Source organism: Mesorhizobium sp. M7A.F.Ca.CA.002.15.2.1, assembly GCF_003998715.1.
Taxonomy (GTDB): Bacteria; Pseudomonadota; Alphaproteobacteria; order Rhizobiales; family Rhizobiaceae; genus Mesorhizobium; species Mesorhizobium ciceri.
This window is the reverse complement of the sequence record NZ_RZPI01000076.1, coordinates 1-12,486: the sequence shown is the minus strand read 5'-3', so window position 1 is coordinate 12,486 and position 12,486 is coordinate 1. Positions and strand designations below refer to the sequence as shown.

The following is a 12,486-nucleotide window of genomic DNA, read 5'->3' as shown; positions in this document are numbered from 1 at the left end:
GTGATCAACCTGGTGATCTCCAGCACCGGATTGACATTGGACTCTTCGAGAACACGGCCGCCCTGATGCGCCAGACCGACTCGTCCACCGACGAGGCGATCAAGACGCTCGGCTCGAAATAGTCCATGTCGCTCGACCAGCCATCCCTGCGGGCACTCGAAAGACAACTCCAGCCGGCACCGGAAGACCGGCTTGCCGCCCTGGAACGGGTCTGGCGGCGTTTCGCCGACGCCGAGGCACTGCTCAAGCGCGGCGGCCGCGTCATCGAAGTCACGCCCACGCACTACAAGGTGCACGGCCTTTCCGGCTTCGCCAGGCTGGGTGACATCGTCGAGCAGCCCGGCCATGCCGGTGCGCGCCGCGGCGAGATCGTCAAGATCGGCCGCGACGAGGCCGTCGTGGCACCCTTCGAACGCAGCGCCGATTCCGGCATCGGTGATGCCGTGTTCCGCCGCGGTCCGCTTGTGGTGGCACCGCATGCCTCATGGCGCGGCCGCACCATCGACGCACTCACCAGGGCGATCGATGGCGGCCCGCCGCTCGCCCGGGGAGACGACACATCGCGCGGCGCCCAGACGACGCCGGGCGCCATGGCGCGGCAACGCGTCGGCACTGCCTTCATGACCGGCGTCAAGGTCATCGATATCTTCACGCCGCTCTGCTTCGGCCAGCGCCTCGGCATCTTTGCCGGCTCCGGCGTCGGCAAGTCGACGCTGCTCGCCATGCTCGCCGGAGCCGACGCATTCGATACCGTCGTGGTGGCCCTCATCGGCGAACGCGGCCGGGAAGTCCGTGAATTCCTCGAGGACACGATCGGCGACAGCATGGCCAAGACCATCGCCGTCGTCGCCACCAGCGACGAAAGCGCCATGATGCGCCGGCGTGCGCCGGACACCGCCATGCGCGTCGCCGAGCATTTTCGCGACCAGGGGCATCGCGTTTTGCTGGTGCTGGATTCGATCACCCGCTTCGCTCACGCCTTGCGTGAGGTGGCGACGGGAACCGGCGAGCCGCCGGTCGCCCGCGGTTATCCGGCCTCGGTGTTCACCGAATTGCCCAAGCTGCTCGAACGCGCCGGGCCGGGTACGGAAGGCAAGGGATCGATCACCGCCATCATTTCCGTACTGGTCGACGGCGACGATCACAACGACCCGGTCGCCGATTCCGTGCGCGGCATCCTCGACGGCCATGTCGTGCTCGACCGCACGATCGCCGAACAGGGTCGCTACCCCCCCGTCAACCCGCTGTCGTCCATATCGCGGTTGGCCGGAAAGGCCTGGAGCGTCGAACAGCGCGCGCTGGTGACAAGGCTGAAGTCGATGATCTCGCGCTTCGAGGACACACGCGATATCCGCTTGCTCGGGGCCTATCAGGGCGGCGTCGATGCCGAACTCGACATCGCCGTGCGCCAGGTGCCGCTGATCTATGAAGCGCTGACGCAAGGGCCGAAGGATCGCCCCTCAGCCGACCCGTTCTCCGATCTCGCCCGCCACCTCAAGAGCAAGCTGAACGCCGATGCCGGAGACTGAACGCGAATACACCGAGCGCATCCTGCGCGACATGATCGCCGAGGCCAATGCCGCGCAGCAGGCAGAGGCTGACACGGCGAGAACCGCCAAAGCAAAGGCCGCCCGTGCCATCGCGGCCAAAGCCGAGGCCGTTCTGGCCAGAGCCGTCAAGCCAATCCTGCCACGGGCTGGCAAAGCCGATCCTGATCTGGCCAGGCCCGTCGAACCCGCTCTGTCCCGGGCTCCCCAGGCGGTGGCTGCCGAGATGACGCAGGCCAGCCGGGAATCGCTGATCGACGGCCTGTTCCCGCGCACCGAATGGCCGCAGCCGCCAAAGGCGCCGTTTCCCCGACTGGAGAAGAAGTCCGACCGACGCAGCGATTTCGTCATTGCCGCGCTCGGCATCGCGCTCGGCCTGATCTGCGCCCTGTTCCCCTGGTATATCTTCTTCAACCAGGACCAGTTTGGCGTCCAGGCGATGAAGTTCGGCGGCACAGGCTCTAATTCCGGGCGAGCGGGCGGCGGCGTGGTCGCCGAACGCAGCGCGCCGCTGACGGCAAAGGACGTTCCCGCGGCCAATCTCGATCTTCTTGCCACGGGGACGGTGCGGGATGATGCCGATCCCGCAGCCGCATCCGACGAGCAACCGTTTCCGGCCGACGCGGCGAAATTCCGCATGGTTCATGTCGCCAACGGCCGCGCCATGATCCAGGACGACGCTGGCCTCTGGATGGTCCAGCGCGGCTCGATACTGCCGGATTCCAGCAAGGTATCCTCCATCGAGCAGCGCAACGGCAAATGGGTCATGATCACCAGTGCCGACCAGGTGATCGAACTGTCCCGATAAACGATCTCCGGCTTCCGGCCATCCGCAAGGCCCGCGCAAGACTGGCGGCCTAGTCTCTGGGTACCTGCTCGGAGATTCCCATGGAGCCCGTTTCCCTTTTCGACCTCGCCGCCAAGCAAGCGCAATGGCTGGCCGTGCGCCAGTCGGCCGTGGCCGGCAACATCGCCAATGCCAACACGCCAGGCTATACGGCAAACGACGTCGAGCCATTCGAAAAAGTGCTCGACCGCGCCGCCGTATCGCTGCAGGCCACCCAGGCCGGCCATCTCGGCAATGCAGCGACCAATGCCGGCTTCACCATCAAGCCGCAGGAAGATGACGGCGTTGTCATGCCGTCCAAGAACTCGGTCGTGCTGGAAGACCAGTTGCTGAAGGCCGGCGAGGTGCGCCGGTCCTTCGAGCTCAACACGGCGATCGTCAAGGCGTTCCATTCGATGATGATGATGGCGGTGAAGAGCTGACCATGGACGCACTGACCGCAGCCCTCAAAGTCGCAGCATCCGGCCTCGGCGCCCAGTCGGAACGCCTGCGCGTGGTTTCCGAGAACCTCGCCAACGCCCAGTCGACGGGCACCGCGCCCGGCTCCGACCCTTATCGCCGCAAGACCATCAGCTTCGTCTCCGAGCTCGACCGGGCCTCCGGCAGTTCAACGGTTGCAGTGAACTCGATCGATCGAGATCCCAGTGACTTTCCAGTCGAGTTCCAGCCCGGCAACGAGGCCGCCGACGAGAAGGGCTACGTCAAGATGCCCAACGTCAACGTGCTGATCGAAATGGCCGACATGACCGAGGCCAATCGCTCCTACGAGGCCAACCTTCAGGTGGTCAAGCAGGCCCGCGACCTGATTTCCATGACCATCGACCTGATGAGGAACCAGTAATGATCAGCGGTATCGGAGCCCTTCAGTTCAAGCCGTCGATCGGCGGCGATGACGCCGCCACAAGCCTGCTCCAGGGCGGCGCGACACCGTCGGCCGGTGGCAATGTCGGCACCTCCTTTGCCGAGGCGCTGAGCCAGGCAGCCTCCAAGACCGTCGACACGATGCAGAATGCCGAGCAGGTATCGATGCAGGCGCTCAAGGGCGATGCCGACACCCGCCAGGTGGTCGACGCCGTGATGAGCGCGCAGCAGGCGCTTCAGACCGCCGTCGCGATACGCGACAAGGTGGTCTCTGCCTATCTCGAAGTCAGTCGAATGGGCATCTGAGGAATTCCGCCATGAAAGCACTCGCCATCGCCGCCACCGGCATGAATGCCCAGCAGACAAATCTGGAAGTCATCGCCAACAACATCGCCAACATCAACACCACCGGCTACAAGCGCGCCCGTGCCGAATTCTCCGACCTGCTCTATCAGGTCGACCGCACGCAAGGCGTGCCCAACCGCTCCAACGCCTCGCTGGTGCCGGAGGGCGTCTCGATCGGCCTCGGCGTCAAGACGACGGCGGTGCGCAACGTGCACACCCAGGGCGAACTGACCAGCACCGGCAACAGTTTCGACCTGGCGCTGACCGGCAGGGGCTGGTTCCAGATCGAGGGTGCCGACGGCGGCACGCTCTACAGCCGCGCCGGCGCTCTCAACACCAACGCCACCGGCCAGCTGGTGACGGTCGACGGCGCTGCGGTCATTCCGGCAATCAATGTTCCCGTTGATGCCGTCGAGGTCATCGTCAACAAGACCGGCCAGGTCTTCGCCCGCATCGACGGCCAGACCGACCTGCAGAACCTCGGTCAGCTTCAGATCGCCAATTTCGCCAACGAGGCCGGCCTGGCGCCGCTTGGCGACAATCTGTTCCAGGAAACCACGGCTTCGGGGCCCGCGAATGTCGGCGTGCCTGGCGATCCCGGTTTTGCCACCATCCAGCAGGGCTATCTCGAAGCCTCCAACGTCGACCCGGTCAAGGAAATCACCGAACTGATCTCGGCGCAGCGCGCTTATGAGATGAACTCCAAGGTCATTCAGGCCGCCGACGACATGGCCTCCGTGGTCTCCAAGAACATCAGGTAACGCATGATGTCGACGCCCGGCCTCCTGTCCGCATTCCGCCGCACCGCGCTCGTCCTTGCGCTGGTGACCGGCACGATGCCGGCTTTTGCCCAGGAATCGGCCAACCAGTCGGCCACCCGGATCGCCAGCAATCAAGCTGGCGGCGAGGTGGTGCTTATTCCGAGCCGGGTTATCTATCCCGGCGAGACCATCAACCTGGCTGCCCTGAAACAGGTCACCCTTATCGTCGGCAAGCACAAGCCGGAGGCGGTCGCCACACGGGCCGAAGAACTGGATGGCAAGGTCGCCAAGCGCACCTTGCTGCCCGGCCGCTACATTCCCTCCGCCGCCATCCGCGAGGCCTGGCTGGTCGAACAGGGTGCCTCCGTGCAGATCTTCTTCATCGCCGGCGGCCTGACGATCTCGGCGACCGCCGTGACGCTGCAACCAGGAGCCGCGGGCGACCTCGTCAAGGTTCGCAACATCTACAGCGGCAAAATCCTGTCCGGCACGGTGATGGCGGATGGAACCATCCAGGTCAGCGCTTCATGATGCGCGGGCTTACCTTGATCCTGGCAGCCGTGCTTGGCCTGCAGCCGGCGCTGGCCGACGGCCTGACGCCGAAGGCCAAGCGCGAGCTCGCCGCCAAGAATGGCGGCGTCTACAACGATCCCGAATATGATCCGGCCACCACCAGCCGCATGTTCCGGGTTTCGACCGGGCCGAGTTCGCTGCCGCCGGGCCAGGTCGCCTCGCGTATCAAGGACATCGCCCAGCTGCAGAGTTCGCGCGACAATCAACTCGTCGGCTACGGCCTGGTCATCGGCCTTGCCGGATCGGGCGACAGCCTGCGCAACTCGCCATTCACCGAACAGTCGATCCGCGCGATGCTCGAAAACCTCGGCATCGCCACCGAAGGCGGCAGCGCGCGCGCCAAGAATGTCGCCGCCGTCATCGTCACCGCCAACATGCCGCCCTACGTGCAGTCGGGCGCCCGCATCGACATCGACGTCTCCTCGATGGGCGACGCGACCTCGCTTTCCGGCGGCACGCTGATCATGACGCCGCTGAAGGCGGCGGACGGCGAAATCTATGCCGTCGGCCAGGGCTCGGTCATCGTGTCCGGCTTTACCGCGCAAGGACAGGCCGAGCAGCTGACGCAAGGCGTGCCAACCGCCGGCCGCGTGCCCAACGGCGCCATCGTCGAGCGTGCCGTCCAAGCCGAATTCGACGATCAGGCGATCCTGACGCTGCAGCTGCGCAATCCTGATTTCTCGACCGCTATCCGCATCGCGGACGCCATCAACGACTACACCGGCCAGCGCTTCGGCATGCGGGTGGCGGCCGAGCGCGATTCGCGCACCGTCCAGATCAGAAGGCCGAAGGGTGTCTCGGCGGCGCGCTTCTATGCCGAAATCGAGAATTTGGTGGTCGAATCCGACACGCCGGCCCGTGTCGTGATCGACGAGCGCACCGGCACCATCGTCATCGGCAATGATGTCAAGATCTCACGGGTCGCCATCAGCCACGGCACGCTCACCGTGCGCATCACCGAAGCGCCGCGCGTCGTCCAGCCCGAGCCCTTCTCCAAGGGCGAGACCGCGATCGAACCGTTCACCGCCATCGACGCCAGCCGGCCCGACGCCCGCGTTGCCGTGCTTGACGGGCCCGATCTCCAGACCCTCGTTTCCGGCCTCAACCGCCTCGGCGTCAAGCCGGACGGCATCATCGCCATTCTGCAGGGCATCAAGTCGGCCGGGGCCCTGCAGGCCGACCTGGTTCTGCAATAGGCGATGCCGATGAAGCGCTCCTTCCCACGCCACGACAGACGCCGCAAAGCCGCGATCCTGCTTGCGACCGCTTTTCTCGCGGCTCTGCCCTTTGCCGGCGGCACCGCGCGCGGCGAGGAGACGGTCCGCCAGGTCCTGCCGGGAGCACAGGTGGCGGCGGCGCCGCAGCAACTGACACGGGAAAAGGCGCCGGACCAAAGCGAGATCGAGCGCTTCTGCTCAAACATCGCCGATGCCGCCCGCGACCGCCGCTATGTCCTGCAGGCGCAGGAACTGAAGCAGCTCCAGGCTGGCATTGACGAGCGCATGAAAGCTCTTGATGCAAAGAAAGCTGAATACGAGACCTGGCTGAAGCGGCGCGAGGTTTTCCTGGCCCGGGCCGAGGACGGCGTCGTCCAGATCTACGCCGGTATGAAACCCGACGCCGCCGCCGAGCGGCTGGCCATCGTCAACGCCGACCTGGCTGCGGCTATATTGATGAAGCTCGATTCACGCAAGGCGAGCGTCATCCTCAACGAAATGGACCAGAAGGCGGCGGCGACGCTCACCGGCATTATGGCCAGCGCAGCCCGAAGGGTAGATCCGTCATGATCCGGAAGATGCTTGTCCTGTGCGCGGTTACTACCATGCTGTCCGGTTGCGGAACCAACCTCAAGGAGGTCGGCAGAGAGCCGGCCCTGTCCCCGGTCGGCTCCGGCATCGATGGCGGCAGCACCGGCTCGCTCTATCGATATCCGCAAACGCCGCCAGCGCCGGTCAAGAAATTCTCGTTGTGGGACGACCGCCAGAGCCGGCTGTTCACCGACCCGCGGGCGCTGTCCCAGGGCGACATCCTGACGGTCAAGATCAAGATCAACGATCGCGCCAACTTCAAGAACCAGAACGACAGGAGCCGCACCGCCAATCGCAAGCTCGGTTATGACCTCAGCGCGCAGTGGGACAAGTGGAGCACCGCCGGCAAGGGCGCCGGGGCGCTCACCTCCACCACCGACACGACGGCTGACGGCGAGATCAAGCGCTCGGAAACGCTTGAACTCAATGTCGCGGCGATCGTCACCGATGTGCTGCCCAACGGCAATCTGATGATCACCGGATCGCAGGAAGTGCGCGTCAATGCCGAGCTCAGGGTGCTGACGCTCGCCGGCATCGTGCGGCCGGCCGATATCGGCGCCGAAAACACCATCCCCTACGAACGCATCGCCGAGGCCCGCATCTCCTACGGCGGACGCGGTCGCATCACCGAGGTCCAGCAACCTGCCTACGGCCAGCAGATCCTCGACCAGGTTCTTCCGTTCTAGGATCGGGGCAGGTCGCCGTGGCAAATATTGAACAGGTTCAGCCGCGCAAGGGTCCCTCCCCTGTCATTCAGGCCGGCATGCTGCTGCTTGTGACGGCGGCCGCCATTGGCGTGGGTTGGATGTCCGGCGGTTATCTCAAGGGCGTCGGCGCACCGGCGTCGGTACCGGTCGCGCCTGAGAACGAAGGTAAGATCATGCAGCCCGCCGCAGCCGAGCAACCAGGCCTGGGCCCGATGCTTGTCGTGCTGGCGCCGATCACCACCAACATCGCCTCGCCTGCCGGCACCTGGATCAGGATGGAGGTGTCCGTCGTCTATGACGCGCCGCAGCCACAGGCAATGTCGGATGACATCCACCAAGATCTCCTGGCCCTGGTGCGCACGTTGAAGATGCATCAGATCGAGGGAGCCAGCGGCTACCAGCACCTGAAGGCCGACCTCGAAGAACGCGCCGCGATCCGCAGCCAGGGTCACGCCAAACAGGTACTCATCAGGACATTGCTGCTCGAATGAGAAAGTTCCTTCTCGCCACCGCCATGATCGCCGCCGCCACCTCCATCGCGGCGGCTCAGCAGCTCGATCTCGGCGGCATCGGCAAGGCTGACGGCACCACCGTCGGCTACATCATCCAGATGTTCGGCCTGCTGACTGTTCTGTCGGTCGCGCCGGGCCTGCTGATCATGGTGACCAGCTTCACCCGCTTCGTCATCGCCTTCTCGATCCTGCGCGCCGGCATCGGCCTGCAGTCGACACCGGCAAACCTCATCCTGATTTCGCTGTCGCTGTTCATGACCTTCTATGTCATGGCGCCGACCTTCGATCAGGCCTGGAACACCGGCGTCAAGCCGCTGATGGACAACCAGATCACCCAGACCGAAGCCTTCGACAAGATTTCCGATCCGTTCCGCACCTTCATGCTGCACAATGTGCGTGACAAGGATTTCGACCTCTTCGCCGATCTCGCCCGCGAGCGCGGCCAGACCGTTTCGCGCGACACCGTCGACCTGCGCATCCTGGTGCCCGCCTTCATGATCTCGGAGATCCGGCGCGGCTTCGAAATCGGCTTCCTGATCGTGCTGCCATTCCTGGTCATCGACCTGATCGTCGCCACCATCACGATGGCGATGGGCATGATGATGCTGCCGCCCACGGTGGTGTCGCTGCCGTTCAAGATCCTGTTCTTCGTCCTGATCGACGGCTGGAACCTGCTTGTCGGCAGCCTGGTGCGCTCCTTCAACTGACTCTGCCGCGCCGGCTCGAAATTCCAGCAATATATTTTCGATTAACCGTCCGGTTTAGCCCTTTGGTAGGGACTTGCCCGCATATTCGCTCGCAGATGGCGGGTGATCGATTTCAGAGATCATTGGCATGATGCCGCACCGTCATACCGGGAGGCCCGGTATGTCAAAAAAACACCTGTAAAAACCAAGGTACGAGTACCATGTCCAGCATCATGACGAACTCCGCCGCGTTGACGGCTCTGCAGAGCCTTAACGCCACCAGCAAATCCCTCCAGGACACCCAGGCCCGCATCTCGACCGGTTATCGCGTCTCGCAGGCCTCAGACAACGCCGCTTACTGGTCGATCGCCACCACGATGCGCTCCGACAACCAGGCAATGTCCACCGTTTCGGACGCTCTCGGCCTCGGCGCCTCGAAAGTCGACACCGCCTATACCGGCATGAACAGCGCGATCTCCACCATCAACCAGATCAAGGCAAAGCTGCTGGCTTCCTACGGCCAGACGGACGCCTCGAAGGAAAAGACCCAGACCGAAATCACCGCTCTTCAGGCGCAGATGAAGTCCTACGCCGACGGCGCCACCTTCTCCGGCACCAACATGCTGTCCGTAGACAGCGGCTCAACAGCCACGACGGCTGCCGATGTGAAGATCCTTTCGGCCTTCAACCGTGACGCGGCCGGCGCATCTTCGATCTCGACCATCGACGTCAAGGTGGAAAGCATCAAGCTCTATGAAGCTGGTACCACCTCGGGCCTCGCGAAGGGCATCCTTGACACGTACCGCCTCGGCAGCGACGGCAGTGTGGCCGCAGCGGTCTCCGGCACGCAGACAGCTCTAGGGGCGGCTGCACTGGCCACCGACACCTATTCGGCCGCCTCGCTTTCCATCTTCTCGGGTGGCACGGCTGCCAGCGATTCGCAGATCAAGCAGATGCTGACCGTCATCGACTCCGCGCTCGCCGATATGACCAACTCGGCCACCACGCTCGGCGCCGCCAAGAGCAGTATCGACCTGCAGAAGACCTTCACCTCGGACCTGATGGACTCCATCGACCGCGGCGTCGGCCAGCTCGTCGATGCTGACATGAACAAGGAATCGACCCGTCTGCAGGCCCTGCAGGTCCAGCAGCAGCTCGGCGTGCAGGCGCTGTCGATCGCCAACGGTTCCTCGCAGTCGATCCTGTCGCTCTTCCGCGGCTGATCGCCTCCGCTCAACCACAGTTCGCACTAGAAATTCGGGCCGCGCCAAAAGCGCGGCCCTATTTGCGTTTGCTCCAGCCCCGCACAATCCTCGATCCTTAACTCTCAAAAGCCAGCTTTTAACAGGCTGTTAACCATGCCGCGCTAGTTATGGTTAACCAATAGCTTACGACAGTTGGCGAATCGGTCCGAACGGCACGATGCCAATCGTTGAACAGGCCCATCCGGCATGTCTGAGCATGTCGGCTTTTGAGAAGGAGCGACTTTCTTGGCGAGCATCATGACCAACGCCTCGGCGTTAACCGCACTTCAAAGCCTCAGCGCCACCAACAAGTCGCTCGAACAGACACAGGCCCGCATATCGACCGGCTATCGGGTCTCGCAGGCTTCGGACAACGCCGCCTATTGGTCGATCGCCACCACCATGCGCTCGGACAATTCGGCCCTGTCGACGGTGCAGGATGCACTCGGCCTCGGCGCCTCGAAAGTCGATGCCGCCTACACCGGCATCACCAACGTGCTGACGACGATCGGCCAGATCAAGACCAAGGTGTTGTCCATGGTCGGCCAGACGGATGCCGCCAAGGCGAAGACCCAGACCGAGATCAAGGCGCTTCAAACGCAGATGAAGTCCTTTGCCGATGCGGCCACCTTCTCCGGCTCGAATTTCCTCGCGGTGACCTCCAAGCAGGTCACGGCCGCCAATGATGGCGTCCAGCCCGACTCGCAGATCGTGTCCTCATTCAATCGCTCTTCATCCGGCGCTGTCTCGATCGGAACGATCAACATCAATGTCGAGGGCACCAAGCTTTTCGACTACGGCCTTGCCGCCGAGGTCAAGAACCAGGGCGTCCTCGATCGCCAGACCTCCATCTATTCCACGGGCGCCGCCCAGACCCTGTATGACAACGCCTATGCTGGCGTGATCGCGGGCGGAGGAACGGATATCGCCGCGAACACTGCCGGCCAGACGGCGGCGGGAGCGGTCACCAAGGTCGACAATATTTCCGCCTACAACCTCGACATCACGGCCCCAGGGGTGACCGACGGCATCATCACCCAGATGGTCACCATGATGGACAAGGTCATGGCCCAGTTGACTGATTCCGCCACCATCATCGGTTCGGCCAAGAGCTCGATCGACCTGCAGAAGACCTTCACCCAGAGCCTGATGGACTCCATCGACCGCGGCGTCGGCCAGCTCGTCGACGCCGACATGAACAAGGAATCGACCCGCCTCCAGGCCCTGCAGGTGCAGCAGCAGCTCGGCATCCAGGCACTGTCGATCGCCAACAGCTCCTCGCAGTCGATCCTGTCGCTGTTCAAGAACTAATCGCGGGCGCCACCGGCGCCCTCCTTTCGCATCCCAACTGACGGGCCGCGCCGCAAGCGCGGCCCGATTTCATTTTCGCACAAGCTTCGAAGACTAGAGTTCCGGCGGACAATCATGCTGGGAGTCGTCGAACCGTGCCGGAACAGATCCAGAGCATCATCTCGAATCTCCGCGGGTTTGGCGTGAAGCGCCTCGCCATGCTGGCGGGCATCGCCGTTCTGGTGATGGGCGTCATCGGCATCGCCTCGGTCTATCTCAACCGCCCCGCCTACGACACGCTCTATGTCGGGCTCGACCGCGCCGACGTGAACCAGATCGGCCTGGTGCTCGGCGAAGCCGGTATCGGCTTCGATGTCGGCGCCGACGGAACCTCGGTTCTGGTGCCGGCCGGCACCACCGCCCAGGCGCGCATGCTGCTCGCCGAAAAGGGCCTGCCGACCAGCGCCAATGCCGGCTACGAACTGTTCGACAATGTCGGCTCGCTCGGCCTCACCTCGTTCATGCAGCAGATCACCCGCGTGCGCGCGCTTGAAGGTGAGATCGCCCGCACCATCCAGTCGATATCGGGCATCAAGGCGGCGCGGGTCCACATCGTCATGTCCGAACGCGCCAATTTCCGCCGTGACGAGCAGCAGCCTTCCGCCTCCGTGGTCATCCGCTACGCCGGCATCGACGCCGAAAAGAGCGCCATGTCGATCCGCCATCTCGTCGCCGCCGCCGTCCCCGGCCTGTCGGCCGACAAGGTGACGGTGCTCGATTCCAGCGGCAATCTGCTGGCTGCGGGCGACGACCCTTCAAACACCAGCGCCGCCCGCACGCTCGGCGTCGAGCAGACCGTCGAGGCGCAGATCGGAGACAACATCCGCCGTGCGCTGACGGCCTATCTCGGCCCCGACAATTTCCGCGCCAGCGTCAAGGCCGAGGTCAACACCGACACCCGCCAGACGGAAGAGACCATCTTCGATCCGAATTCCCGCGTCGAGCGCTCGGTGCAGTCGGTGCGCGCCAACGAGAACAACAACCAGAAGCAGGCTTCCACTCCGGCCAGCGTCGAGCAGAACCTGCCTGAGACCCAGGCAACCGCCACCGATGGCCCGCAATCCTCCTCGCAGAACGACCGCAGGGAAGAGATCACCAACTACGAGATCAATTCCAAGAAGATCGCCACCGTCTCCAACGGCTACACCGTCACCAAGATGTCGATTGCCGTGGTCGTCAACCAGCAGCGGCTGACGACCACGGCAATCGACATCTTGGTGACGGTGTAGCCGTTGGAGACGGTGG

The 12,486-nt window shown here is 63.9% G+C and carries 14 protein-coding genes and 1 pseudogene; all 15 read left to right on the top strand.

Annotation, left to right across the window (positions count from 1 at the left end):
* The first annotated feature begins 125 nt into the window (after nt 1-125).
* On the top strand, nt 126-1,529 hold the full coding sequence (gene fliI / locus ENZ74_RS07270) for a flagellar protein export ATPase FliI (protein ID WP_024502685.1): 1,404 nt from the start codon (nt 126-128) through the stop codon (nt 1,527-1,529).
* Complete coding sequence (locus ENZ74_RS07265; protein ID WP_063168916.1) at nt 1,516-2,355, top strand: hypothetical protein; 840 nt, start codon at nt 1,516-1,518, stop codon at nt 2,353-2,355. The genes fliI and ENZ74_RS07265 overlap by 14 nt, the downstream gene beginning before the upstream one ends.
* Before the next feature lie 80 nt (nt 2,356-2,435).
* The gene (gene flgB, locus ENZ74_RS07260) at nt 2,436-2,816 is read left to right on the top strand and encodes a flagellar basal body rod protein FlgB (RefSeq protein ID WP_013529798.1); all 381 of its coding nucleotides are present in this window, start codon (nt 2,436-2,438) and stop codon (nt 2,814-2,816) included.
* A 2-nt stretch (nt 2,817-2,818) separates the two neighbouring features.
* Entirely contained in the window at nt 2,819-3,235 is a 417-nt protein-coding gene (flgC, locus tag ENZ74_RS07255) for a flagellar basal body rod protein FlgC (protein ID WP_013529797.1), read from the top strand.
* Nucleotides 3,235-3,561, top strand: a complete 327-nt coding sequence (locus tag ENZ74_RS07250; RefSeq protein ID WP_013529796.1) for a flagellar hook-basal body complex protein FliE — start codon at nt 3,235-3,237, stop codon at nt 3,559-3,561. Before flgC ends, ENZ74_RS07250 begins: the two co-directional genes overlap by 1 nt.
* Before the next feature lie 11 nt (nt 3,562-3,572).
* Nucleotides 3,573-4,361, top strand: a complete 789-nt coding sequence (gene flgG / locus ENZ74_RS07245) for a flagellar basal-body rod protein FlgG (protein ID WP_013529795.1) — start codon at nt 3,573-3,575, stop codon at nt 4,359-4,361.
* Nucleotides 4,362-4,364: 3 nt separating this feature from the next.
* Entirely contained in the window at nt 4,365-4,892 is a 528-nt protein-coding gene (gene flgA, locus ENZ74_RS07240) for a flagellar basal body P-ring formation chaperone FlgA (RefSeq protein WP_127312710.1), read from the top strand.
* A complete protein-coding gene (locus ENZ74_RS07235; protein ID WP_013529793.1) occupies nt 4,889-6,130 on the top strand; it encodes a flagellar basal body P-ring protein FlgI in 1,242 nt (413 codons plus the stop codon). Before flgA ends, ENZ74_RS07235 begins: the two co-directional genes overlap by 4 nt.
* A gap of 3 nt (nt 6,131-6,133) precedes the next feature.
* Entirely contained in the window at nt 6,134-6,721 is a 588-nt protein-coding gene (locus tag ENZ74_RS07230) for a MotE family protein (protein ID WP_063168918.1), read from the top strand.
* Nucleotides 6,718-7,428, top strand: coding sequence for a flagellar basal body L-ring protein FlgH (gene flgH / locus ENZ74_RS07225; RefSeq protein WP_063168919.1), 711 nt, complete (start codon nt 6,718-6,720; stop codon nt 7,426-7,428). The genes ENZ74_RS07230 and flgH overlap by 4 nt, the downstream gene beginning before the upstream one ends.
* 17 nt (nt 7,429-7,445) lie before the next feature.
* The gene (locus ENZ74_RS07220) at nt 7,446-7,940 is read left to right on the top strand and encodes a flagellar basal body-associated FliL family protein (protein WP_013529790.1); all 495 of its coding nucleotides are present in this window, start codon (nt 7,446-7,448) and stop codon (nt 7,938-7,940) included.
* Nucleotides 7,937-8,668 carry a flagellar type III secretion system pore protein FliP gene (fliP, locus tag ENZ74_RS07215; protein WP_013529789.1) on the top strand — a complete coding sequence of 244 codons (732 nt, stop codon included), beginning with the start codon at nt 7,937-7,939 and terminating at the stop codon, nt 8,666-8,668. The genes ENZ74_RS07220 and fliP overlap by 4 nt, the downstream gene beginning before the upstream one ends.
* A gap of 200 nt (nt 8,669-8,868) precedes the next feature.
* The gene (locus ENZ74_RS07210) at nt 8,869-9,870 is read left to right on the top strand and encodes a flagellin (RefSeq protein WP_013529788.1); all 1,002 of its coding nucleotides are present in this window, start codon (nt 8,869-8,871) and stop codon (nt 9,868-9,870) included.
* 267 nt (nt 9,871-10,137) lie between these two features.
* A complete protein-coding gene (locus tag ENZ74_RS07205) occupies nt 10,138-11,202 on the top strand; it encodes a flagellin (RefSeq protein ID WP_027161432.1) in 1,065 nt (354 codons plus the stop codon).
* A 134-nt stretch (nt 11,203-11,336) separates the two neighbouring features.
* Nucleotides 11,337-12,434, top strand: a pseudogene (gene fliF, locus ENZ74_RS07200) (flagellar basal-body MS-ring/collar protein FliF); the annotation flags it as partial.
* Nucleotides 12,435-12,486 lie beyond the last annotated feature (52 nt).

Bases quoted from the DNA above. Each gene is read 5' to 3' on its own strand.
- fliI (WP_024502685.1), top strand. From the start codon at position 126: ATGTCGCTCGACCAGCCATCCCTGCGGGCACTCGAAAGACAACTCCAG.
- ENZ74_RS07265 (WP_063168916.1), top strand. From the start codon at position 1,516: ATGCCGGAGACTGAACGCGAATACACCGAGCGCATCCTGCGCGACATG.
- flgB (WP_013529798.1), top strand. From the start codon at position 2,436: ATGGAGCCCGTTTCCCTTTTCGACCTCGCCGCCAAGCAAGCGCAATGG.
- flgC (WP_013529797.1), top strand. From the start codon at position 2,819: ATGGACGCACTGACCGCAGCCCTCAAAGTCGCAGCATCCGGCCTCGGC.
- ENZ74_RS07250 (WP_013529796.1), top strand. From the start codon at position 3,235: ATGATCAGCGGTATCGGAGCCCTTCAGTTCAAGCCGTCGATCGGCGGC.
- flgG (WP_013529795.1), top strand. From the start codon at position 3,573: ATGAAAGCACTCGCCATCGCCGCCACCGGCATGAATGCCCAGCAGACA.
- flgA (WP_127312710.1), top strand. From the start codon at position 4,365: ATGATGTCGACGCCCGGCCTCCTGTCCGCATTCCGCCGCACCGCGCTC.
- ENZ74_RS07235 (WP_013529793.1), top strand. From the start codon at position 4,889: ATGATGCGCGGGCTTACCTTGATCCTGGCAGCCGTGCTTGGCCTGCAG.
- ENZ74_RS07230 (WP_063168918.1), top strand. From the start codon at position 6,134: ATGCCGATGAAGCGCTCCTTCCCACGCCACGACAGACGCCGCAAAGCC.
- flgH (WP_063168919.1), top strand. From the start codon at position 6,718: ATGATCCGGAAGATGCTTGTCCTGTGCGCGGTTACTACCATGCTGTCC.
- fliP (WP_013529789.1), top strand. From the start codon at position 7,937: ATGAGAAAGTTCCTTCTCGCCACCGCCATGATCGCCGCCGCCACCTCC.
- ENZ74_RS07210 (WP_013529788.1), top strand. From the start codon at position 8,869: ATGTCCAGCATCATGACGAACTCCGCCGCGTTGACGGCTCTGCAGAGC.